20 protein-coding genes and 1 riboswitch are annotated in these 23477 nt (G+C 65.2%); of the genes, 11 read left to right on the forward strand and 9 right to left on the reverse strand.

Annotated elements, in window-relative coordinates; all coding sequences use genetic code 11:
* Positions 1-247 precede the first annotated feature (247 nt).
* Positions 248-1447, reverse strand: coding sequence for a TrmJ/YjtD family RNA methyltransferase (locus I6F38_RS40490; protein ID WP_225164336.1), 1200 nt, complete (start codon positions 1445-1447; stop codon positions 248-250).
* Between the two features lie 313 nt (positions 1448-1760).
* On the opposite strand from I6F38_RS40490, the gene I6F38_RS40495 reads away from it, so the two are divergent.
* From I6F38_RS40495 to I6F38_RS40505, 3 genes are all read left to right on the forward strand, one after another.
* Entirely contained in the window at positions 1761-3488 is a 1728-nt protein-coding gene (locus tag I6F38_RS40495) for an alpha/beta hydrolase (protein ID WP_225164337.1), read from the forward strand.
* Positions 3489-3614: 126 nt separating this feature from the next.
* Positions 3615-4829: an NADP-dependent isocitrate dehydrogenase gene (locus I6F38_RS40500; RefSeq protein WP_016848511.1), complete on the forward strand. Its 1215-nt coding sequence runs from the start codon at positions 3615-3617 to the stop codon at positions 4827-4829.
* A gap of 30 nt (positions 4830-4859) precedes the next feature.
* The gene (locus I6F38_RS40505) at positions 4860-5366 is read left to right on the forward strand and encodes a DUF3455 domain-containing protein (protein WP_225164338.1); all 507 of its coding nucleotides are present in this window, start codon (positions 4860-4862) and stop codon (positions 5364-5366) included.
* A gap of 92 nt (positions 5367-5458) precedes the next feature.
* Here the strand turns inward: I6F38_RS40505 and I6F38_RS40510 are convergent, their stop codons facing one another.
* On the reverse strand, positions 5459-6709 hold the full coding sequence (locus tag I6F38_RS40510) for a cyclic nucleotide-gated ion channel (RefSeq protein ID WP_225164350.1): 1251 nt from the start codon (positions 6707-6709) through the stop codon (positions 5459-5461).
* A gap of 11 nt (positions 6710-6720) precedes the next feature.
* Positions 6721-9408: an alanine--tRNA ligase gene (gene alaS / locus I6F38_RS40515; protein WP_225164339.1), complete on the reverse strand. Its 2688-nt coding sequence runs from the start codon at positions 9406-9408 to the stop codon at positions 6721-6723.
* A gap of 202 nt (positions 9409-9610) precedes the next feature.
* A riboswitch (glycine riboswitch) is annotated at positions 9611-9699 on the forward strand.
* Between the two features lie 141 nt (positions 9700-9840).
* Between alaS and gcvT the strand changes: the two genes are divergently transcribed.
* The 4 genes from gcvT to I6F38_RS40535 all read left to right on the forward strand — a co-directional run bounded on the left by gcvT (position 9841) and on the right by I6F38_RS40535 (position 14881).
* Positions 9841-10986 carry a glycine cleavage system aminomethyltransferase GcvT gene (gcvT, locus tag I6F38_RS40520; RefSeq protein ID WP_225164340.1) on the forward strand — a complete coding sequence of 382 codons (1146 nt, stop codon included), beginning with the start codon at positions 9841-9843 and terminating at the stop codon, positions 10984-10986.
* Between the two features lie 20 nt (positions 10987-11006).
* Positions 11007-11372, forward strand: coding sequence for a glycine cleavage system protein GcvH (gene gcvH / locus I6F38_RS40525; protein WP_225164341.1), 366 nt, complete (start codon positions 11007-11009; stop codon positions 11370-11372).
* A gap of 22 nt (positions 11373-11394) precedes the next feature.
* Positions 11395-14268: an aminomethyl-transferring glycine dehydrogenase gene (gcvP, locus tag I6F38_RS40530; RefSeq protein WP_225164342.1), complete on the forward strand. Its 2874-nt coding sequence runs from the start codon at positions 11395-11397 to the stop codon at positions 14266-14268.
* Between the two features lie 181 nt (positions 14269-14449).
* On the forward strand, positions 14450-14881 hold the full coding sequence (locus I6F38_RS40535) for a thioesterase family protein (protein ID WP_225164343.1): 432 nt from the start codon (positions 14450-14452) through the stop codon (positions 14879-14881).
* 35 nt (positions 14882-14916) lie between these two features.
* Here the strand turns inward: I6F38_RS40535 and I6F38_RS40540 are convergent, their stop codons facing one another.
* From I6F38_RS40540 to recA, 3 genes are all read right to left on the reverse strand, one after another.
* Positions 14917-15903, reverse strand: coding sequence for a hypothetical protein (locus I6F38_RS40540; protein WP_225164344.1), 987 nt, complete (start codon positions 15901-15903; stop codon positions 14917-14919).
* Positions 15900-16910 (reverse strand): hypothetical protein, encoded by a 1011-nt coding sequence (locus I6F38_RS40545; RefSeq protein WP_225164345.1) that lies wholly within the window; start codon positions 16908-16910, stop codon positions 15900-15902. The genes I6F38_RS40540 and I6F38_RS40545 overlap by 4 nt, the downstream gene beginning before the upstream one ends.
* A 181-nt stretch (positions 16911-17091) precedes the next feature.
* A complete protein-coding gene (gene recA / locus I6F38_RS40550) occupies positions 17092-18180 on the reverse strand; it encodes a recombinase RecA (RefSeq protein ID WP_016848520.1) in 1089 nt (362 codons plus the stop codon).
* A gap of 870 nt (positions 18181-19050) precedes the next feature.
* On the opposite strand from recA, the gene I6F38_RS40555 reads away from it, so the two are divergent.
* Positions 19051-19254 (forward strand): hypothetical protein, encoded by a 204-nt coding sequence (locus I6F38_RS40555; protein WP_028337111.1) that lies wholly within the window; start codon positions 19051-19053, stop codon positions 19252-19254.
* A gap of 110 nt (positions 19255-19364) precedes the next feature.
* Here the strand turns inward: I6F38_RS40555 and I6F38_RS40560 are convergent, their stop codons facing one another.
* Together I6F38_RS40560 and I6F38_RS40565 are read right to left on the reverse strand one after the other, a co-directional pair.
* Positions 19365-19595: a hypothetical protein gene (locus I6F38_RS40560; RefSeq protein WP_016848527.1), complete on the reverse strand. Its 231-nt coding sequence runs from the start codon at positions 19593-19595 to the stop codon at positions 19365-19367.
* A gap of 97 nt (positions 19596-19692) precedes the next feature.
* Positions 19693-19995 (reverse strand): hypothetical protein, encoded by a 303-nt coding sequence (locus tag I6F38_RS40565; protein ID WP_225164346.1) that lies wholly within the window; start codon positions 19993-19995, stop codon positions 19693-19695.
* Positions 19996-20187: 192 nt separating this feature from the next.
* Here I6F38_RS40565 and I6F38_RS40570 point away from each other — a divergent pair, with 192 nt between their 5' ends.
* The 3 genes from I6F38_RS40570 to I6F38_RS40580 are packed head-to-tail and all read left to right on the forward strand — an operon-like array spanning position 20188 to position 22496.
* Positions 20188-20526: a hypothetical protein gene (locus tag I6F38_RS40570; RefSeq protein ID WP_225164347.1), complete on the forward strand. Its 339-nt coding sequence runs from the start codon at positions 20188-20190 to the stop codon at positions 20524-20526.
* Positions 20523-21998: an amidase gene (locus I6F38_RS40575; protein ID WP_225164348.1), complete on the forward strand. Its 1476-nt coding sequence runs from the start codon at positions 20523-20525 to the stop codon at positions 21996-21998. Before I6F38_RS40570 ends, I6F38_RS40575 begins: the two co-directional genes overlap by 4 nt.
* Before the next feature lie 33 nt (positions 21999-22031).
* Positions 22032-22496: a PaaI family thioesterase gene (locus tag I6F38_RS40580; RefSeq protein ID WP_225164349.1), complete on the forward strand. Its 465-nt coding sequence runs from the start codon at positions 22032-22034 to the stop codon at positions 22494-22496.
* Positions 22497-22700: 204 nt separating this feature from the next.
* Here the strand turns inward: I6F38_RS40580 and I6F38_RS40585 are convergent, their stop codons facing one another.
* Positions 22701-22994, reverse strand: a complete 294-nt coding sequence (locus I6F38_RS40585) for an HdeA/HdeB family chaperone (protein ID WP_050387706.1) — start codon at positions 22992-22994, stop codon at positions 22701-22703.
* Positions 22995-23477 lie beyond the last annotated feature (483 nt).

Raw genomic sequence — 23477 nt, forward strand, 5'->3', positions numbered from 1 at the left:
CCCATCGGCCGCCAACAGGCCGCGTGGTTGTTTGGAACTCGCATCGCGCAAACCATCTTGGCCAGCGATCCATTCGATCGCACCCAACAGGCCGGACATATGGATGCAAGCGATCCGATCTCACCAAACAGCTCTTGTGCCACGGGGGCCGTCCACATATGGGTCCTGGCCTTCGCCAGGACGACGTGTGGAAAGAGTCGCTTACTCGAATCCCGTTCTTGCTCCGCGGACAGAGCAATTGCGTAAGCTACCGCTCCTGCCGCAGCCCCGCCTCCAGCCGCGCGAGCTCGCCGTCGAGGTCGCGCTCGACATCGGCCACCTGCATGTCGACCACCCGGTAGTCGCGCGCCTCGAGCCAGGCTCTGCGCTTGGCGCGGTCGGCTCCGATGGCCTCGCTCTCGTTCGGGTTGACCAGCTCGATCGCGAGCCGGTGCACGAAGGAGACGAAGTCGGGGATGTGGCGGCCGACCGGGGTCTGGCGCTTGAACTGGCCGGCGAAGCGGCGGTCCCGCGTCAGCGCCTGCCACAGGATCCGTTCGGCGTCGGTCGGGTTGCGGCGGAGCAGCCGGGCGAGCCCGCGCACCGTGCTGCTGCTGTCGGCGGTCGCGCCGCTCTGCCCCTGCTCGGCGAGCAGCGCCCGCAAGCGCGTCGCCTGGGCGCCGTCGAGCACCCCGCCCTTGGCCGGGCCCTTGCGGCCCTCGGCGATCGCCATCACCACGCCGTGCAGCGTGTGCATGTCCTGCTTGGTCGGATCCATCCGGGTGAAGATGTTGCGCAGGTTCACCAGCATGGTGTCGCGCTTCTCCGCCGGCCGCAGGAACTCGACCTTGTCGAGCTCGGCGACGAGGTTGTCGAAGAACGCCTGCATCTGGTGCTGGGAGGCCGGCTCGGACCGCTCGGGCATCGCGAACGGCAGCGCGCCCGCGGTTGACAGCTTGAACCACTCGTAGCCCATCAACAGCACCGCCTGCGCCAGATTGAGCGAGGCGAAGCCCGGGTTCACCGGGAAGGTGATGATGCGGTTGGCGAGCGCGACCTCCTCATTGGTCAGGCCGGCGCGCTCGCGCCCGAACAGGATGCCGGCGCCGCCGCCCGACGCGACATGACCGACGATCTCACCCGCCGCGCCTTCCGGCCCGACCACCGGCTTGGCCTGGTCGTGGGCCCGGGCGGTGGTCGCAAACACCAGCGTGAGATCGGCGATCGCCTGCTCGACGGTGTCGAACAGCTCGACGGAACCGATGATGTGGTCGGCACCGGCAGCCGCGCGCTGGGCGGCAATGTTCGGCCAGCCGTCGCGCGGGTTGACGATGCGCATCCTCGACAGCGCGAAATTGCCCATCGCGCGCGCGGCCATGCCGATGTTCTCGCCAAGCTGCGGCTCGACCAGGATGACGACGGGACCGGCAAGGTCGTGCCCTGCCTTGGTCTTGTCGGTGCCGGACATCTTACTTCACTTTCTGATTCAACGTCTGAAGATTTTGAATCAGCTTCCGAGAGGGCTGATTCAGAATCTCATGCAGGGGCCCAAGACCGCATCGACCAGCTTTGCACCGGTTTTGCGCGGGACCATTTTCTCCAAGGAGATAACAGGGTTAGCCGCGTTTGCGAATCCTCAATCGGAATCCCAATCGCACGAAGCGAAGGCTGCCGCTTGCGCGCACTTGGCCTTCGGATAGGCTATCAACCACAACCAAAGCGAAGCTGTAAAGGCACGCTTGAGATGCCGGTTTCAACGGCGAGGCACCTTGGGGGGACGGATGCGGGGCAGATGGACGCTGGCGATTTTGGGCCTGATCTTGATCGTGGCGGGGGGCCTGCTCGCCCACTTCACGCAGACCGCCGGCGGCATCCGGATCGAGGATGTGCGCTTCAAGGGTGCCAAGGGCAATACCATGAGCGCCCTGCTCTACATCCCGCCGAATGCCACGCCGCAGATCCCGGCGCCCGGCATCCTCGCGGTCCACGGCTATATCAATTCGCGCGAGACCCAGGACGGCTTCGCGATCGAGTTCGCCCGCCGCGGCTATGTCGTGCTGGCGCTCGACCAGACCGGCCACGGCTACAGCGACCCGCCCTCCTTCGCCAACGGTTTTGGCGGACCTGACGGCCTTGCCTATCTCCGCAGCCTCGAATTCGTCGACAAGGAGAATATCGGGCTCGAGGGCCATTCGATGGGCGGCTGGACCGTGCTGGCGGCTGCGGCCGCGATGCCCAACGACTACAAGTCGATGGTGCTGGAAGGCTCGTCCACCGGCAAGCCGTTCGCCGCCGAGGGCACCGCGAACTGGCCGCGCAACACCGCGCTGGTGTTCGCGCAGTACGAGGAATTCCCCGACCTGATGTGGAGCGTCCCGCTCGCGCGCGATGTCACCAAGAGCCCGAAGCTCTGGGCGCTGTTCGGCACCCAAGGCGCGGTTGAGCCGGGCAAGGTCTATGGCGATCCGGCCAACGGCACCGCGCGGGTGCTGTACACGCCGGCGATGACCCATCCGGCCGAGCACATCTCGCATGAGGCGATCGGCTACAGCCTCGACTGGTTCGCCAAGACGCTGAAGGGCGGCACGCCGCGTCCGGTCGACGACCAGATCTGGTTCCGCAAGGAGATCGGCACGCTGGTCGCGCTGATCGGCTTTATCGTCCTGGTGATCGGCACGTTCGACGGCTTGCTGGAGGCACCGATGTTCTCCCGCCTGCGGCTGCCGGCGGTTGCCGACGGCACCATGCCGGCGCATCAGGCCGCGAGCGGCCGGCGCTGGACCACGGCGTTCATCCTGTCCGCCTTCATCCCGGCGCTGACCTATTACCCGGCCTTTGCACTGGGCGGCACCTTCGTCACCCCGAGCGCGTTCCTCCCGCAGGGCATCACCAACCAGATCCTGGTCTGGGCCATCATCAACGGCCTGATCACGCTCGCCCTGATGCGGTTCGCCCCGAGGCGCGCCAGCCGGACCGGCCTCGTCGGTCAATCCGTCGTGATCGCGCTGGCTTCGGTCGCGGTCGGCTATGCCACGCTGTGGCTTGCCGACCTCGCCTTCAAGATCGACTTCCGCTTCTGGATCGTCGCACTCAAGTTGATGAGCGCGAAGCAATTCCTCATCTTCCTGATCTATCTGATTCCGTTCACGGCGTTTTTCGTCGTGGCGCTGCACGTGCTGCACCGGAATTTCTCGACCATGGATGCGCCGCGCGGGGCGCTGTACCTGACCAACATCCTGGCGCTGACGTTCGGTTTCATCGTGTTACTGGTGCTGCAATACGGCACGTTGTGGCTGACGGGGAAGCTGTTCAACCCGGTCCCGGACCCCGGTTTCGTGCCGCTCTCGACCATCGTCGCGATCCAGTTCGTGCCGCTGCTCGCGATCGTCGCCGTGATCGCGACCTTCACCTGGCGGCGGACCGGATCGAGCCTGCCGGGGGCCCTGATCGCGGGCCTGTTCGTCACCTGGTACATCGTCGCGGGGACGGCCACTCAGGTCCCATTTTAGGTGAAAAGATGGGCTGAAAGTGCATAACCCCTCCGCTTCCGCCCGCCCCCGGGCGGTGCTATAGCGCAGGCATCTTTTCCATCCCCGCCGTCAAAAGCGCGCCGTTCCCAAGAGGGCCTCCCCATCATGGCAAAAATCAAGGTATCCAACCCCGTCGTCGAGCTCGATGGCGACGAGATGACCCGGATCATCTGGCAGTACATCAAGGACAAGCTGATCAACCCGTTCCTGGATGTCGAACTGCTCTATTTCGATCTGGGCATGGAATACCGCGATGAGACCAACGACCAGGTGACCATCGACGCCGCCGAAGCCATCAAGAAGGTCGGCGTCGGCGTCAAATGCGCCACCATCACCCCCGACGAGGCCCGGGTGAAGGAGTTCGGCCTGAAGCAGATGTGGAAGTCGCCGAACGGCACCATCCGCAACATCCTCGGCGGCTGCATCTTCCGCGAGCCGATCATCTGCAAGAACGTGCCGCGCCTGGTTCCCGGCTGGACCAAGCCGATCATCATCGGCCGCCATGCCTATGGCGACCAGTACCGCGCCACCGACATCAAGTTCCCTGGCAAGGGCACGCTGTCGCTGAAGTTCGTCGGCGAGGACGGCACCGTGATCGAGAAGGAAGTGTTCAAGGCGCCCGGCGCCGGCGTCGCGATGGAGATGTACAATCTCGACGATTCCATCACCGATTTCGCCCGCGCCTCGTTCAATTACGGCCTGATGCGCAATTACCCGGTCTATCTGTCGACCAAGAACACGATTCTGAAGGTCTATGACGGTCGGTTCAAAGACATCTTCCAGGACGTCTTCGACCGCGAGTTCAAGAAGGAATTCGACGCCAAGGGCCTGACCTACGAGCACCGCCTGATCGACGACATGGTGGCCTCGGCGCTGAAATGGTCCGGCGGCTATGTCTGGGCCTGCAAGAACTATGACGGCGACGTGCAGTCCGACACCGTGGCCCAGGGCTACGGCTCGCTCGGCCTGATGACCTCGGTGCTGCTCACCCCGGACGGCAAGACCGTGGAAGCCGAAGCCGCCCACGGCACCGTGACCCGCCACTACCGCGAGCACCAGAAGGGCAAGGAGACCTCGACCAACTCGATCGCGTCGATCTTCGCCTGGACCCGTGGCCTCGCCCATCGCGCCAAGCTCGACAACAACGAGGCGCTGGCGAAGTTCGCCACCACCCTGGAGAAGGTCTGCGTCGCGACCGTCGAAGAGGGCTACATGACCAAGGACCTCGCGCTCCTGGTCGGCGCCGACCAGCGCTGGCTCTCGACCACCGGATTCCTCGACAAGGTATCCGACAACCTCGTGAAGGCGATCGCGGCCTGAGGCCGTCATCCTGGGAAGACAGGTGCGAGCATGACCGTGGCCCTTGTCAGAGCCGTCGTGCTCGCATCGTTCTCGCTCACCACGTCGGCGGCATTCGCTGCCGATCCCCTGCCCGACGCCGTCGCGGCGCCTGGCGAGTCCAAGATCCTTACCGTCCATGCCGAGGGCGTGCAGGTCTATGAGTGCAAGCCGGTCAGCGACGGCAAGCTCGCCTGGTCGTTCCGCGAACCGGTCGCGACCCTGATCGCCGACGGCCGCACGGTCGGCCGGCATTATGCGGGTCCGAACTGGGAGCACGTCGACGGCAGCGTCGTGACCGCCCGCGCCGCCGGCAGCGCACCCGGCGCCACCGCCGCCGATATTCCCTGGCTGAAGCTCGAGGTGATCGCCCATCGCGGCAACGGCCTGCTCTCCGGCGTCGCAACCGTGCAGCGGATCAACACCTCGGGCGGCGAGTTCAGCGGCGCCTGCGACAAGGCCGGCGCGCTGAAGAGCGCGGCGTATTCGGCGGATTACGTGTTCCTGCGACGGGACTAAGCGTTTTCGAGCGAAGTGGTTACCGGTTCGCGTGAAGAAAACGCGCCAAACGAAGAATCGAGGCCTCGTTCCGATTCAATCGGAATGAGGTTCTAGTCGCGGATGCCGCCGTCGGTTTCGCGCGGCGCCTGGGCGATCTCTGCGGCGGCAAGGTCGCCGCCGGCCGCGATCGGGTCGGCAAGCCGCGCCTCGGCGGTCTCCCGGACATGCGCGGCGAGCGCCGGCATGCGCTCGATCAGGGCATGGAAGTCCTGCGCATCGAGCACCAGGAGCTTGGTCTTGCGCGTCGCCGTCACCGTGCCGGAGCGGCTGGTCCGCCGCAGCAGCGCGATCTCGCCGAAGAACGCGCCGTCGGAAAGCCGCACAAGCTGGCTCGGCAGGTCGATCTCGACCTCACCGGCGGTGATGAAATACATCGATGACGCCGCATCGCCGCGCCGCACCAGCACCTCGCCGGCCTCGATGGTCTGCGACCGCAGCAATCGCATGATGTCGGAGATATCGGCGGCGTTGAGATGTGAGAACAGCGGCACCCGCGCCAGCATGCCCCAGGTCACGACGAAGTCGCGGCGCCGGACCTCGTCGGCGAACGCGGTCGAGATGATCGCGACCGGCAGCGCGATCATCGCGAAGCCGACGACGATCGCGACCACCGTGACGGTCCGGCCGAGCGGCGTAATCGGGACGACATCGCCGTAACCGACGGTGCCGAGCGTCACGATCGCCCACCACATCGCCTGCGGCATGGTGCCGAACTTGTCCGGCTGCACTTTGTGCTCGATGGCATAGAGCAGCGAGGCAAACAGCAGCACCGCGCCGGTCAGGATCACCACGCAGCCGAACAGCGTGCGCCGCTCGGCATGCAGCGCCGCCAGCAGCGAGCGCATCGCGGTCGAGTAGCGCACCAGCTTGAGGAACGGCAGCATGCCGAACAGCACCAGCGCGGTCTTGTCGCCGATCGCAAGCGCGACGGCCGATGGCAGGAAGGCCAGCAGGTCGATCACGCCGAGCGCCGAGAAGGCGTATTCCAGCCGCGCCCGCGCCGGCGTCACGTCGCGCAGCGAGTGGCCGACCACGCTCCAGAGCCGCGCGGCATATTCCAGCGCGAAGGCAATGACCGCCGCGATCTCGATGGTCGTCAGCAGCCAGCCGAACTGCGCGTCGATCTCGGGCACGGAGGCCAGGATCGCCGCCAGCACGTCGACGGCGATGATGGCGACGATGACCCGGGCAAACCGCAAGCCGCCCGAATGCGGCAGATCATCACGTTCGAGCAGCTCGTAGAGACGGTCGCGCAGCCCGGGATCGCCGATCGTGGGCTTGAGCGGAGCCGTCGCCACGATCAGCCTCTCCGTCAGGCGCCGGCCGATGCCTGTTGAGTCATGGCCTGTTCGATCGCCGACAGCGCGGCGTCGGCCTTGGCGCCGTCGGGCCCGCCGGCCTGCGCCATGTCGGGCCGGCCGCCGCCGCCCTTGCCGCCGAGCACCTCGGAGCCCTTGCGCACGAGCTCGACCGCGTTGAACCGCGCGGTCAGATCGGCGGTGACGCCGACCACGATGCCGGCCTTGCCGTCCTCGGTGACGCCGACGATCGCGACCACGCCCGAGCCGATTTGCTTCTTGCCGTCGTCAACGAGACTCTTGAGATCCTTGGTCTCGACGCCCTCGACCGCGCGCGCCAGCAGCTTGACATTGCCGACCTCGCGAACGGCTGAGGCGGCGCCGTTCGACGCACCGCCGCCGCCCATCGCGAGCTTCTTGCGGGCGTCGGAGAGATCGCGCTCGAGCTTCTTGCGCTCTTCCATCAGCGCTGTGATGCGCGCCGGCACGTCCTCGATCGTGGTGCGCAGCTCCAGCGCCGCGGTCTTGGCCAGCGCGATAGTGTCGTTGGCGTGCTTGCGCGCGTGATGCCCGGTCAGCGCCTCGATGCGGCGCACGCCGGACGCCACCGCGCCCTCGCTGGTCACCGAGATCATGCCGATGTCACCGGTGCGGCGGACATGGGTGCCGCCGCAGAGCTCGACCGACCAGCCAAGCGCGTTCTGGCCGTGATCGCGGGCGCCCTTGCCCATCGACACGACGCGAACCTCGTCGCCGTACTTCTCGCCGAACAGCGCGCGGGCGCCGGCCTCGCGGGCATCGTCGACGCCCATGACCCGGGTCGTGACCTCGTCATTCTCCAGCACGACATCGTTGGCGATGTCCTCGATCCGGGCGAGCTCTTCCGGCGTGATCTGCTTCGGATGCACGAAGTCGAAGCGCAGCCGGTCCGGCGTCACCAGCGAGCCGCGCTGCGCGATGTGATCGCCAAGCACCTGGCGGAGCGCCTCGTGCAACAGATGCGTCGCCGAATGGTTGGCGCGGATCGACGAGCGCCTGGTGTGGTCGACCTCGAGCTGTAATGCGGTGCCGACGCCGAGCGTGCCCTGCTCCACCGTGCCGAGATGCACCAACAGATCGCCGGCCTTCTTCTGCGTGTCGGTGACGCGGAACTTGACGCCCTCCCCGGTCAGCACGCCAGTGTCGCCGACCTGGCCGCCGGACTCGCCGTAGAACGGGGTCTGGTTCAGCACGATCGCGCCGCTCTCGCCGGCCTTCAGGCTCTCGACCTCGGCGCCGTCCTTGATCAGCGCCGTCACCGCGCCTTCCGCGCTCTCGGTCTCGTAGCCGAGGAATTCGGTCGCGCCGAGCTTCTCGCGCAGCGGGAACCAGATCGCCTCGCTCGCCGCCTCGCCCGAACCTGCCCAGGACGCACGCGCCTTGATGCGCTGGCGCTCCATCGCGTCGGTGAACGCCGCCTGGTCGACGCTGATGCCGCGCGACTTCAACGCGTCCTGGGTCAGGTCCAGCGGGAAACCAAAGGTGTCGTACAGGGTGAAGGCGGTGTCGCCATCGAACATGTCGCCCTTCTTGAGGCCGGCGCTCTTCTCGTCGAGCAGCGACAATCCGCGCACCAGGGTCTTGCGGAACCGCGTCTCTTCCAGCCGCAGCGTCTCCTCGATCAGCTTCTCGGCGCGCACCAAGTCCGGATAAGCCTGGCCCATCTCGCGGACCAGCGCCCAGACCAGCCGATGCATCAGCGGCTCGCTCGCGCCCAGAAGCTGCGCATGGCGCATCGCGCGGCGCATGATCCGGCGCAGCACATAGCCGCGGCCCTCGTTCGACGGCAGCACGCCGTCGGCGATCAGGAAAGCCGACGAACGCAGATGGTCCGCGATCACCCGGTACGACGCCACGTTCTGCGCGTTCGGCCCATGGCCGAGCGCCGACGATGCCGCATCGATCAGGTTGCGGAACAGGTCGCTCTCGAACACGCTTTCGACGCCCTGCAAGATCGACGCCATGCGCTCCAGGCCCATGCCGGTATCGATCGAGGGACGCGGCAGCGCCACGCGCTCCTCCTTCGTCACCTGCTCGTACTGCATGAACACCAGGTTCCAGAACTCCAGGAAGCGGTCGCCGTCCTCCTCAGGCGTGCCCGGCGGACCGCCCCAGATGTGCTCGCCGCGATCGATAAAGATTTCGGAGCACGGCCCGCACGGGCCGGTATCGCCCATCGCCCAGAAATTGTCCGAGGTCGGGATGCGGATGATGCGGTCGTCCGAGAAGCCCGCGATCTTTTTCCAGTAGCCGGCCGCCTCGTCGTCGGTGTGGTAGACGGTGACCAGCAGCTTGTCCTTCTTCAGCCCGAAATCCTTGGTGATCAGATTCCAGGCGAGCTCGATCGCGCGCTCCTTGAAGTAATCGCCGAACGAGAAGTTGCCGAGCATCTCGAAGAAGGTGAGATGGCGCGCGGTGTAGCCGACATTGTCGAGGTCGTTGTGCTTGCCGCCGGCGCGCACGCATTTCTGCGCCGTGGTGGCACGCTGATAGGGACGCTTCTCGATCCCGGTGAAGACGTTCTTGAACTGCACCATGCCGGCATTGTTGAACATCAAGGTCGGGTCGTTGCGCGGCACCAGCGGCGACGAGGCCACGATCTCGTGCCCGTTCGCCTTGAAGTAGTTCAGAAATGTCGACCTGATGTCGTTGACGCTGCTCATGTTCATCCAATCGGAAAAAGGGGCCGGCCAGCCGCAAAAAGGCGTCATTTTCCGGCCGAACGCTTTTAGACATTGCCAGCTGCGGTGTCCAGAAACTGTGCAGGCGGATCATGGGCTTGCCGCGGCAGCACAAAGCCCATTGGATAGTTGCTGCAGCTGCGTTGACAGTCTTGGTGGCGCCGTGTTTTCTACCTACCTATACCTAGTCACGTCGGGAGAGACCGGCCTTACCGCCGGCGCCGAAGGAGCAACCGCCCCGGAAACTCTCAGGCAAAAGGACCGCGTGACGTCTGACATCTGGAAAGAGACGCTGGGGTTCGCCCCGATGCGTCCGCCGACGGGATAATACTCTCAGGCACAGCGACAGATGGGGCTTTCTGCAGGTTTCTCAAGGGGAAATAGGTCCCCGGCGGGAACCGCGAGGGCCCTGTGATGCTTGCGCGCGAAACCTCCCCGCTGAAACAGACCCCGCTGCACGCGCTGCACCTGGCGCGCGGCGCCAAGATGGTGCCGTTCGCCGGCTACGACATGCCGGTGCAATACGCGGCCGGCGTGCTGAAGGAGCACCTGCACACCCGCAAGGAAGCCGGCCTGTTCGATGTGTCGCACATGGGCCAGCTCGCGCTGAGGGCCAAATCCGGCAAGGTCGCGGATGCCGCGCTCGCGCTGGAAAAACTGGTGCCGCAGGACATCGTCGGCATCGCGCCGGGACGGCAGCGCTACGCGCAATTCACCAACAATGACGGTGGCCTGCTCGACGACCTGATGGTGGCGAATTTTGGCGATCACCTGTTCCTGGTGGTCAACGCCGCCTGCAAGGCCGAGGACGAGGCGCATCTGCGTGCGAATCTCTCCGACGCCTGCGAGATCGTGTCGCTGGCCGACCGCGCGCTGGTCGCGCTGCAGGGCCCGAAAGCCGAATCGGCGCTGGCGAAACTTTGTGCAGATGTCGGTTCGATGAAATTCATGGACGCCGGTCCGCGCCGCGTCAGCGACGTCGACTGCTTCGTCTCGCGCTCCGGCTATACCGGCGAGGACGGCTTTGAGATTTCCGTGCCCGCGGACAAGGTGGAAGCCCTGGTCACCGCGCTGCTCGACAATCCCGACGTGTTGCCGATCGGGCTCGGCGCGCGCGACAGCCTGCGGCTCGAAGCCGGGCTGTGCCTCTATGGCCACGACATCGACACCACGACGACGCCGGTCGAAGGCGCGCTGGAATGGTCGGTGCAGAAGGTTCGCCGCAGCGACGGCGCCCGCGCCGGCGGCTTCCCCGGCGCCGACAAAATTCTCGCTCAATTCGCAGATGGCGCCGCGCGCCGACGGGTCGGCCTGAAGCCCGACGGCCGCGCACCGGTGCGCGAAGGCGCCGCGCTGTTCGCCGATGCCGGCTCGACCGAGCAGATCGGCAAGGTGACCTCGGGCGGCTTCGGCCCGAGCCTCAATGCGCCGGTTGCGATGGGCTACCTGCCCACGGCCCTTTCCGCCGTCGGCACCACCGTTTTCGCCGAAGTGCGCGGCCAGCGGCTGCCGCTCAAGGTCGCCGCTACGCCCTTCGTCCCCAATACCTACAAACGCTGAACGCCAAAGGATCGATCCCCATGACGACGCTGTACACGTCCGACCACGAATGGCTCCGCATCGAGGGCGACGTCGCCACGATCGGCATCACCGACTATGCGCAGTCGCAACTCGGCGACGTCGTGTTCGTCGAACTGCCCAAGATCGGCCGCAGCCTGAAGAAGGCCGAGGCCGCCGCTGTCGTGGAATCCGTCAAGGCCGCCTCCGACGTTTACGCGCCGATCTCAGGCGAGGTGGTCGAGGTCAACGACGCGCTCGCCGCCGAGCCGGCGCTGGTCAATTCCGACGCCGGCGGCAAGGCCTGGTTCTTCAAGCTGAAGATTGCCGACAAGGGCGAGCTCGGCGGCCTGATGGACGAGGCCGCCTACGCCGCGCACACCGCCTAAAGGATCACCCGAGGATCAGCCCATGAACGCGCCCTTCAAGCCGATCAATGAAGCCGCCACCGATTTCGTCCGCCGCCACATCGGACCGTCGCCGCGCGACGTCAACGCGATGCTGGAGACGGTCGGCGCCGCGAGCCTGCAGGCGCTGATGAACGAGACGCTGCCGGCGTCGATCCGGCAGAAGGCGCCGCTCGATCTCGGCCGGGCGCTGAGCGAGACCGAGGCGCTCGCGCATATGGGCGAGCTCGCCGCGCAGAACCAGGTGTTCACCTCGCTGATCGGCCAGGGCTATTCCGGCACCATCCTGCCCGCCGTGATCCAGCGCAACATTCTGGAGAACCCGGCCTGGTACACCGCCTATACGCCGTACCAGCCGGAGATCAGCCAGGGCCGGCTCGAGGCGCTGTTCAACTTCCAGACCATGATCTGCGATCTGACCGGGCTCGACGTCGCCAACGCCTCGCTGCTTGACGAGGCGACGGCAGCGGCGGAAGCGATGGCGCTCGCCGAGCGCCACTCGCAGGTCAAGGCGAAGGTGTTCTTCGTCGACAAGGAGGTGCATCCGCAGACGCTGGCGGTAATGCGCACGCGCGCCGCGCCGCTGGGCTGGGCGCTGGTGGTCGGCGATCCCCTGACCGAGCTCGACAACGCCGACGTACTCGGCGCGCTGCTGCAATATCCGGGCACATCGGGCGCGGTTCGCGACCTCAAGCCTGCCATCGCGTCGCTGCGCGCCAAGGGCGCGCTTGCGATCGTCGCGGCGGACCTGCTGTCGCTGACGCTGCTCGCCTCGCCCGGGGAGCTCGGCGCCGACATCGCGATCGGTTCGGCGCAGCGGTTCGGCGTGCCGATGGGGTACGGCGGACCGCACGCCGCCTATATGGCGGTGCGCGACACGCTGAAGCGCTCGCTGCCCGGCCGCATCGTCGGCCTTTCGGTGGATTCGCGTGGGCAGCCCGCCTATCGCCTCGCGCTGCAGACCCGCGAGCAGCATATCCGCCGCGAGAAGGCGACCTCGAACATCTGCACCGCGCAGGTGCTGCTCGCCGTGATCGCCTCGATGTATGCGGTCTATCACGGTCCCGAGGGCCTGACCCATATCGCACGCAGCGTGCATCGCCGCGCCACCGTGCTCGCGGCCGGCCTGCGCAAGCTCGGCTTTGCGCCGACCAGCGAAGCGTTCTTCGATACCGTGACCGTCGAGGCAGGTAGCAGGCGGATCGAGCTCGTCAGCCGCGCGCAGGCGGAGCGGATCAATCTGCGCATCGGCGCGACCACGCTCGGCATCGCGCTCGACGAGACCTCGACGCCGGAGACGGTCGAGGCGGTGTGGCGCGTGTTCGGCGGCAAGCTCAGCTATGCCGAGATCGAGGCCGGCGCGCACGAGGCGCTGCCGAAGGAGCTGCGGCGCACCAGCGCCTTCCTCAGCCATCCGGTGTTCAACACGCATCGTTCCGAGACCGAGCTGCTGCGCTACATGCGCAAGCTCAGCGATCGTGACCTCGCGCTCGACCGCGCGATGATCCCGCTCGGCTCCTGCACGATGAAGCTCAACGCCACCACCGAGATGATCCCGCTGACCTGGCCGGCGTTCGGCAATCTGCATCCGTTCGCGCCTGCGGATCAGGCCAAGGGCTATCACGCGCTGTTCAAGCGGCTGGAGCAGTGGCTGTGCGACATCACCGGCTATGACGCGGTCTCGCTGCAGCCGAACTCCGGCGCGCAGGGCGAATATGCCGGATTGCTGGCGATCCGAGGCTACCATCTCGCGCGCGGCGAGCCGCACCGCAAGGTGTGCCTGATCCCCTCCTCCGCGCACGGCACCAATCCGGCCTCGGCCGCGATGGTCGGCATGGAGGTCGTGGTTGTGGCGTGCGATGCGCGCGGCGACGTCGACGTCAACGATCTCCGCGCCAAGGCCGAGAAGCACTCCGCCAACCTTGCCGCGGTCATGATCACCTATCCGTCGACCCACGGCGTGTTCGAGGAGCATATCCGCGAGATCTGCGACATCGTGCACGCGCATGGCGGCCAGGTCTATCTCGACGGCGCCAACATGAACGCGCAGGTCGGCCTCTCGCGGCCCGGCGATTACGGCGCCGATGTCAGCCATCTCAATTTGCACAAGACCTTCTGCATCCCGCATGGCGGCGGCGGCCCCGGCATGGGCCCGATCGGCGTGAAGGCGCATCTTGCGCCTTATCTGCCGGGCCATCCCGCAACCGACGGAGCGACGGCGCATGCGATCGGCCCGGTGTCGGCCGCGCCGTTCGGCTCGGCGTCGATCCTGACCATCTCCTACATCTACATCCTGATGATGGGGGGCGAAGGCCTGACGCGGGCGACCGAGATCGCGATCCTCAATGCCAACTACATCGCCGCACGGCTGCAGCCGCACTTCCCGGTGCTGTACCGCAACGAGCGCGGCCGCGTTGCGCATGAGTGCATCGTCGATCCGCGGCCGCTGAAGACGACCAGCGGCGTCACCGTGGACGACATCGCCAAACGCCTGATCGACTACGGATTCCACGCGCCGACCATGAGCTTCCCGGTGGCGGGCACGCTGATGATCGAACCGACGGAATCGGAATCGAAGTTCGAGATCGACCGGTTCTGCGACGCCATGATCGCGATCCGGGACGAGATCGCGGAGATCGAGAAGGGCCGCTGGAAGGTCGAGGCCTCGCCGCTGCGCCACGCGCCGCATACCGTGCACGACATCGCCGACGATGTCTGGAACCGGGCCTACACCCGCGCCGAGGGCTGCTTCCCGGCCGGCGTGTCGCGCTCGGACAAATACTGGAGCCCGGTCGGCCGCGTCGACAACGTCTATGGCGACCGCAATCTGGTGTGCTCGTGCCCGCCGGTCGAGGACTACGCGCAGGCGGCGGAGTAAGCGCCCTTCTCGTAGCCATTGTTGTAGGATGGGTAGAGCGCAGCGAAACCCATCACTGCTGATCACGCTCCGTGAACGATGGGTTTCGCTGCGCTCTACCCATCCTACGGTCCAGCGATCGTAACGTCCCTGCTAACCGCGGAACGAACGATAGCGAGGGCCGCCCGCGGCAGGAGGAAACATGCGCGAGGAATTCTGGTTCCATTTCCCGTTCCGCGTCCGCTATTCGGAGGTCGACGCGCAGGCCGTGGTGTTCAACGCCCACTACCTGACCTATTTCGACACCGCCATCACCGAATATTTCCGCGCGCTCGGCTACGACTATCTCGGCGAGGTGGCGCGGACCGGCATCGACTTCCACACTGTGAAATCGGTCGTCGAGTACAAGGCGCCGATCCGGTTCGACGAGGACATCGAGGTCTGCGTGCGGGTCGCCAAGATCGGCCGCTCCTCGATCAATCTTGCGCTCGCGATCTTCGCCAAGGGCTCCGATGACCTGCGCGCCACCGGCGAGATCATCTGGGTCGCGACCGACCAGAAGACGCATCAGTCGGTCGCCGTGACCGAGGATTTGCGGGCACTGATCGCGAGCCGCGAAAAGGCGCTGGCGTAACGCGGCCCTGCCGGCGGCACGGTGTCGATCAAAACCTACGGAGCGACCAAGGCTCGGCTCTCGGCGTCCCAGCGCCACAGCCGCTCATTGGTCAATTCGGTGCCGCCCCACCAGCGATGGATCGTGTTGTACTGGCTGAAGTCGAGCTCGCGATCCGACACTTCCTGGCCGAAATCGGTGAGCGACAGCCGACTGTGCAAGAGTCGTTCTCGTCGGGCCTTCAAATCGTCGGCCGCCTCGATCTCGGAGGGAAATCCGCTCAGGACCGGTGATGGACAATAGGCGAGCCGGTCCAGGATCAGCTCCGCTTCCTGAAAATCGAACACGCCGCGTTCCCGGTTCAGCTCGCTTGAAAGGACCTGTGGGCTTGTCTCGCCGTCGGCGACGAGATCCAGCATCCGCAGTTCGGACGCGCCGAGGCCGGTGTCTTGCCCGGGTAGCTCCTCGAGCAACGCAATCAGCGCCGCGCGGAGTTGCGGGATGGCCGACAGATCCTGCATGAGAAGGTCGAAACAGGGCTCGGGCGTCGGAGCGCGATAGGCATTCCAGGCACGACCGGCCAATTCCAGCCGATCATCGGTCACCGCAAGTGCAGGCGATCGCCATTGCGCCGAGCTCTCGCTTCGGTACCCGCCGATCTCGACATCGGTCTGGACCAGACTGAGCTTCGCTACGATGTGGCGGTGCGGGCGGAGCACGTCGAGCAACCAGGCCAGCACCAGTTGGTCATTCGGCTGAGGATCAGCCCATAGCTCGACGCTGTCGCAACGCTCACACAACTCGACAAGCCCAACGTCCCGACCGATCGAGCCGGTCCATCTTGAACTGGCGAAGTCGAGCCAGTGCGTGTCGAAATCGACATGCTTTGCAGAACGCGGTTGCAGCAGGGTCGTGAGGTCAGCCGACGAGGGCATTTGCCCCCAAACGAAGCGCGGCCTCAAGCCGACGACGATATCCGCCCTTCCCGCCTGCCTCAGGCGATAGCTCGCGAGATCGCTTGTCGCCAGGATCAGACTCGTCACGATGCGCGCGGCTCCCGCTGCGTGTCATGGCCGGTCAACGCCGGATTCCATCGCCAAAGGTTGTCGTTGGTGAGGTGCGTGCCGCCCCACCAGCGATTGACCGGATTGTGGTCGGTGAAGTCCGCCTTGTGGGCAAGCACCGCCTTGCCAAACTCCGTCACCGACAAGCGGCTTCGCTGGAAGGCCTCCAGGCGACGTCGCGCATTATCCGGGTCGATGGAGCGCAAGCCATCGTCGAGCCCGGCAATCGCCGGTCGCGGACCATGCGCAAGGCCTTCGAGCAGCCTGCCGATTTCCATGTCGTTAAAGACGCCACGCTGGCGAAAGCCGCGGAGGTAGAACAGCGCGTTCGTCCCCATGAACCCGGCGGCGACCAGTTCAAGCAACCGCATCTCGGTCGCGCCCAGTCCGGATCGGCTCCATGGCAGCTCACGAAGCAGATCAAGCAGCGCCGGCCTCAGCAAGGGAAACGCGCTCAGGTCGCGATGAACCGCATCGAAACAGGCCGCCGGCGTTGCCGCTCGATACGCCTGCCAACATACGCTTGCGGTCTCAAGGTCCGCGGATCGGATGTTGGCAAGCGGTACCTGGTCCCAGCTACGCCACGTCTCGTGCATCGTCAGCAGATCGAATGCGACAAGCCGCAACTTCAACTTGGCCGCCAGCGCCGGGTAAGCTTGGAAATGATCGAGCAACCAGATGAGCTGCAGTTGATCATTTGGATCCGGATCGAACCAAAGCTCGATCACCTCGTAAGGCTCGCAAAATTCGTTCAGTGCGAGGTTCCCACGTGGCCGGGCATCCTGAGGCCGCTGGCCCCACGCGCACCAGTGCGACCAGTGTCCGACCGGATTCTTGTCCGACCGCGCCCCGAAATACGCCTCGAGTTCTCCTGGCGACGGCAGCGGTCCACCGACAAACCGAAAGGTCGATGTAATACCGACCTCGGCAAGCCCCGAACGGATGAGGCTGAGGCCGGGCGGACTGGTCAGGATCAGGCGTTTCATCGGCCCAACTCTCGCGACGACACACAAAACCAAACGGGCGCCGAAGACGTCGGCAACTCAACGTCCTCAGCGCCCGCTTGCAGCGAAGTCATGTGATGATTTGAGCATGATCTCCGCGCAAACGCTTCGCGTTTGTCGCGAGGGAAAACCGCTTCGCACTTTTCCGGATCATGCCGGAGACTTACTCCTCGGTCGGCTCCTCGCCCTCGGCGTCGCGCTCGGGCGTGCCGGCGAGGATCTGCTCGGAGATCAGGCCAGAGTTCTGCCGGATCGCGGCTTCGATCTTGGCGGTGATGTCGGGATTCGCCTTCAGGAACGCCTTGGAATTCTCGCGACCCTGGCCGAGCCGCTGGCTGTCATAGGAGAACCAGGCGCCGGACTTCTCGACGATGCCGGCCTTGACGCCGAGGTCGAGGATCTCGCCCATCTTGGAGACGCCCTCGCCATACATGATGTCGAACTCGACTTGCTTGAAGGGCGGCGCCAGCTTGTTCTTCACCACCTTGACGCGGGTGGTGTTGCCGACGACCTCGTCGCGCTCCTTGATCGCGCCGATGCGGCGGATGTCGAGACGAACCGAGGCATAAAACTTCAGCGCGTTGCCGCCGGTGGTGGTCTCCGGCGAGCCGTACATCACGCCGATCTTCATGCGGATCTGGTTGATGAAGATCACCATGGTGTGGGACTTGTTGATCGAGGCGGTGAGCTTGCGCAGCGCCTGGCTCATCAGGCGCGCCTGCAGGCCCGGCAGCGCATCGCCCATCTCGCCCTCGAGTTCGGCCTTCGGCACCAGCGCCGCAACCGAATCGACCACCAGCACGTCGACCGCGCCGGAGCGCACCAGCGTATCGCAGATTTCCAGCGCCTGTTCGCCGGTGTCCGGCTGCGAGATCAAGAGCTCATCGATGTTGACGCCGAGCTTGCGTGCATAGACCGGGTCGAGCGCGTGTTCGGCGTCGATGAAGGCGCAGATGCCGCCCTTCTTCTGGCCTTCCGCCACGGTGTGCAGCGCCAGCGTGGTCTTGCCCGAGGATTCCGGCCCGTAGATCTCAACGACGCGTCCCTTCGGCAGACCGCCGACGCCGAGCGCGATATCGAGCCCGAGTGATCCCGACGACACCGTCTCGACATCCATCGAACGGTCGTTCTTGCCGAGCTTCATCACCGAGCCCTTGCCGAACTGGCGCTCGATCTGGGAGAGCGCGGCTGAGAGGGCCTTGGACTTGTCCATGGAGGATCCTTCGACGATACGCAGTGCAGTGGCGGACATTTGGGATGTGCTCCTTATTGCGGGGATTCGCTAGCGGGACAAACGGGCGATGAGATCAGGCGGAATGCATTGTTGATGGGAACCTCGTACCACGTTTGTTCTACGTTCGCAATATGTTCTTTCGAGCAGACCGGTGCCGGCCCGTTTCCATCCACAATGGCCTGCTTTGATTTTTGGAGTGGCCTGGTTTGGGTTTAACCCCGTTGTAACCAAGGGTTAGCCGATGTTCTCGGTAGGACTACTGAGAAGACCCTCAGATGTTCTGGCCCCATAATTTCCTGCGGGTCGCGATCTGTTCTCGCGGAATGTTTACTGGAACAATTGACCCGGCAGTGCCCTTATTTGGGGGCCCCCAGCCAGACAGGTAGCCCCCCGACTGCTGGAGGAAAACCCGCCTCCGGGACGGGTTGGCGGCCCCCTGTCGGGGCCGTTTAAAATTCCGTAGTTCTCCGGCCAAGAACAAAGTTCCGGCCGTGCGACGCGCCTTGCGCCCGAAGTTCCCCTGATAATCAACAAGTTAACCTGACAGGCGCGACGGCGTCCGATAACGGCTGGCACAATCTGCATACTACCTTCGTACCCCTCCTGAGCCCTGGAAAAACTCCGTAGCGTTCGACGGGAAGACTCGGGTTCCGCCAGTGTTCGTAACATTGGCCTGCTCAACCAACGCGAATTGCGCGGCGCTGGGCAGGCAACATGGCTGGCGACCGTTCCGTGGCGACGCTGCCGGCGGACGAATCCTTTCCGGAATCCACAACGACAGCTCGAACGAGCGCGGCCTTTCATACGATCTTTTTACGGGTGCTGATCATTACTACAACTAATGGTTTAAATATCGACGACCGCCCTTCATTCGCGGAACCGTTACAGATGATCCACAGGGGCATCGAGTTCAGCGTCACTCAGCTGATGGCCGGCGTCTGGAAATGGCGCTTCCAGATCGGCGACCGCGTCTTCACGGGCAAGACTGAAGCAAAGCTCGATCTTCTGGCGATCCGCCGCGTGCAGCTGCGGATCGATCGCGAGCTGAACAATCTGGGGCGGGAACGGACCCGCGGCAGCAATGGGGACTGAGGCACAGTCCATCGTGCACGCCCCGGTGCCCTGACGCGCTGGCCTGCAGAGCTTCGGTTCTAATTAAAATTAGAACACACGAACCGGCGCCCGCTTCGCTCGAAAACGCTTCAATCCGCGCTGGCCAGCCGCCGCATCGTGAACTCGATGTCGCCGCCGGGAAGCTCGCGCCAGCTCTCGACGGCGCTCATATAGGCCGCCTTCGGGTAGCGCTTGAGAAAGTCACGCGCCCTCACGCGGGCCTGATCGCGTGGCAGGCTGAAGGTCTCGCGCAGATAGCCGTCGTCCGGCTTTCGCCGCTCGGCCATCCGGCTGGCGAGATCGCGCGGACGAGACACCATGCCGCAACTCCGGACCAACTGACGACACCCCAATATAGGGGCGGCGGCGGGAGAATCCGAGTCTGCGGGAGATGGATGACGTCGCCCCGTATGAGCGTTACTGGCTGCGCGGCGCGGCGCTTCCCGGCTGCGCCGAGCTTCCGGTCCTGGTCTTCGGCTTGGCGGGATGGGCGGCCGCCTTCGGCGGATCGCTGCGCACGACGCCCCAGGGATCGGACGATCCCTTGGCATCGGGAATCTTGCTGAGCGAGTCCTTGTAGGCCTTGTCCCTGACCGCGTCCTGCTCCTTCTCCTCCTGGGTCCTGGTCTTGACCTCAGGCATCAGGTTGACGTTCGGCATCTGCGCATAGGCCGGCGCCGACAGCAGCACCGCAACCGCAACTGCGCTCAAAACTCTCATAAGAACACTCCCTGCGTTTTCGTCGGCGGTATATCACCGCAACAAAGCCGCCGCCAAGCGCGCCTGCCCCGGCCCCGAACATGATGCGCTTTCGCGGAATCGCATCATGTTCTCATCTCTTTGTTTGAGCATGATCTTTTTCGGAAAACCGGTTTCCACTTTTCCGGATCATGCCCTTAGAGATGGTCTGACTTGCAGGATTTCGGCGACTGCATCCAGTCGTCCCAGATCGGACCGCAGCGCGTGCAACCGCTGAGCGTAAGTCCGATCGCAATCACGCCGCCGAGCACCACCAATCTGCGGAACATGTACGCCCCCACCACTCGCGAGCAGGCGACTGGGCGCCGAAACTGGGGCATTTTCAAGCCGGGCACGGCGCTTGCAACGCAGCGCAAGCGCGCATCGGAACGCAGCGCAGTGCGCGTCGGAGCGCAAGCGCGCGTCGGACGGGCTGCCGGCGCGCACTGGTTTGACCGGGCGGCCGCGCAAATTACACTGCGCAACAAAGCAGAAAAGGAATCGATCAAATGACTTTGGCGATGAGCTGGGACGAGTGGACGCAGCACGACGGGACGGCGCTCGCGGAGCGCGTCCGGAACGGCGAGCTGACGCCCCGTGAGCTGGCGTCGCAGGCAGCCAGCGCCGTCGCCAAGGTCGATCCCGCGCTCTGCGGCGTCGTCGAGCTGTTCGACGATGTGATCGCCGGTCCGGCGCGCGACGGCGCCGACCTCGACGGCCCGTTCGCCGGCCTGCCCTTCCTGATGAAGGACCTCGGCCCGACCCTGAAGGGACGGCTGCAGGAGATGGGCTCGCTGATGATGCGCGGCAACCGCGCCGCGGCGGATACCTTCCTGACCGCGAAGATGCGCAAGGCCGGCCTCAATTTGATCGGCCGCACCACGACGCCGGAGTTCGGGGTCTGCAGCTCGGCGGAGAATCCCGCGGTCTATGTCACGCGCAATCCCTGGAACACCGACTACACCACCTGCGGATCGTCGGCAGGCAGCGCGGCGATGGTTGCCGCCGGTGCGGTGCCGATCGCGCATGCGACCGACGGCGGCGGCTCGATCCGGATTCCCGCCGGGGTCAACGGCAATATCGGCCTGAAAGTCTCGCGCGGCGTGTTCTCGCTCGCGCCGCATCTGTCCGATCTCACCGGGCTGGTCTCGATCCAGGGCTGCCAGTCGCGCACGGTGCGCGACACCGCTGGCTTCGTCGATGCCTGCCGGGGACCTGCGCCCGGCGAGTTCATGCCGTTCTGGACCTCGCCCGAGCCATATGCCGCGATGATCGCGCGCGATCCCGGCCGGCTCAGAATCGCGCTGTCGCACACATGGGGCGACTATCGCGCGACGCCGCACATCACAGCCGAGCTCGAGCGGGTCGGACGTTTCCTCGAAGGCCTCGGCCATCAGGTCGATTACGCACTGCCGGCGATCGACTATCGGCAAGCCTTCGCGGCGCAGACCACTTGCTACATCAGCAATTTCGCCGTCGTGATCGGCAACATGCTCGCCGCGCGCGGCCTCGAGCGGCCGCCGGCGGAGCTGATCGAGCCGATCAACATCCGCATATGGGAGCACGGCCGCGACTTCAGCTTCGCCGATCGCGCCCGCATGCAGGCCGTCTTCAACACCACCTCGCGCGGCTTCGGCGCCTTCTTCGAAGACTGGGACATCATCCTGACGCCGATCACGGCGCTGCCGACGCCGAAGGTCGGCACCACGGAGTATCTCACCATCTCCGACAATCCGTCGGTGCTGGACTGGTTCGGCAATCTCTGGCGCAACTTCGCCTTCACGCCGCTCGTCAATCTCTGCGGCATCCCCGCGATCTCGCTGCCGCTCGCGACCAACGAGCACGGCCTGCCGCTCGGCATCCAGGCGATCGGAAAGCAAGCGAGTGACGGGCTGTTGCTGCAGCTCGCCGCCCAGATCGAACGGGCGATCGACGGCAAGTGGAATGACGGCAAGACGCCACGCGTGCATGTCACGCGCAACTAGAGCAATATAGGATCAACAGAGGAACGGGACGTCATGCAGCAGCAAGCCGGGGAATTCGGGATCGACGACGCGAAACGCGTGCTCGGCGACGTCTTTGCGCCATGGGTCCAGGACCTCAATCTGTCGATCGAGCAGTTCGACATCGCGCCGCCTGCCGGCGGCGATGCCGACTGGCAGCCCGGCGCCATCCTGCGCATGCCGTTTTCCGAGCGCTTGTGCCGCAATGGCGGCATCGTCTGCGGCCAGGCGCTGATGGCGTTCGCCGACACCGCGATGGTGCTCGCCAACCTCGCGGCCAACAAGGGCTATCGGCCGATGACGACGGTCGACCAGACCACGCATTTCATGCGCGCGGTGACGGCGTCCGACGTGCTGGCCGACGCCCGCGTGGTCCGGCTCGGCCGCACCATGAGCTTCGGCCGCGTCACGCTATCCTCCGCCACCGACAACAAGCCGGTGGCGATGGTGTCGAGCGCCTTCGCGATGCTGCCGGGATAGGCCTCTCGCATCATAGACGGTGTATCTCCTCATCCCCGCGCAAAGGCTTCGCCTTTGTCGCTGGAGGAGCTTGCGCAGCAAGCGTCTCGAAGGACGAGGCCACCAGCCCGGCCTCATGGTTCGCCTGGCGATGCGAAGCATCGTACAGAGACACGCGTTCCGCGCTCCTCACCATGAGGGTTCAGGCTAATCACGCTGCAAGATTTACTTGCCGAGCACGGCCTCCGCCGCGTTGACGATGCTGATGGTCGGATTCTTTCCGCAATAGGTGCCGAACTTCTTTGCATTCTCGGTGAACACGTCGGTATCGATGATCGCCTCGTCGGAGTCGCCCTTGTACCAGCCGTCCATCCAGACCAGCACCATCTTGATGGTGTCGTCGCCACCGTCGACGAACTGTTTGCAGGTCATGGTCGAGAGATCGAGGACGGTGGCGCTGGCCGGTGCCGACGACAGAGCGAGCGCGGCGGCAAGCATGATCGAGGCAGTGATCTTCATCGCAATCTCCATGGGCAATGATCTGAAATGAACAGGTCGCCGGACGCCCAGCGGGTCCGCTCGCGACCTCGTAAGCGAAGCGTCGCGGCAAACGCAAGCGAGACATCGCGCAAGTTTGCCTGCACGTCGCTTCAGTGCACGGATTGAGAATTCGTGTTTCTGATTGTGACGGCGCCGCGCCAAAACGTGATGAGAACAGGGCGTGTACTCAATGCGAGCGGGGATAGCGAGGTCCGTGTCGCTCTCAAAAGCCGACATCGGCGATGCTGTGATGAATGTCCGCTCAGGGCCGATTCCGTTGAAAAAGGCCGGCGGTATTCCGCTGTAATAGCTGGGCCGGCGAAGAGATCGAGGGGGGCCCTATGCGGGTCTTGCTATGGGCATCGCGATCAGCTTGGCCATCTTCCGGAGGTTTTGCGCGGTGGCTGCGAGAGTGAACTCATCGCGAGCGCCGTTTGGGCCTCGTAATCGTAAACGGTCGAG

Origin of the sequence: Bradyrhizobium sp. BRP56, assembly GCF_020194035.1 — a bacterium.
Lineage (GTDB): Bacteria > Pseudomonadota > Alphaproteobacteria > Rhizobiales > Xanthobacteraceae > Bradyrhizobium > Bradyrhizobium australafricanum.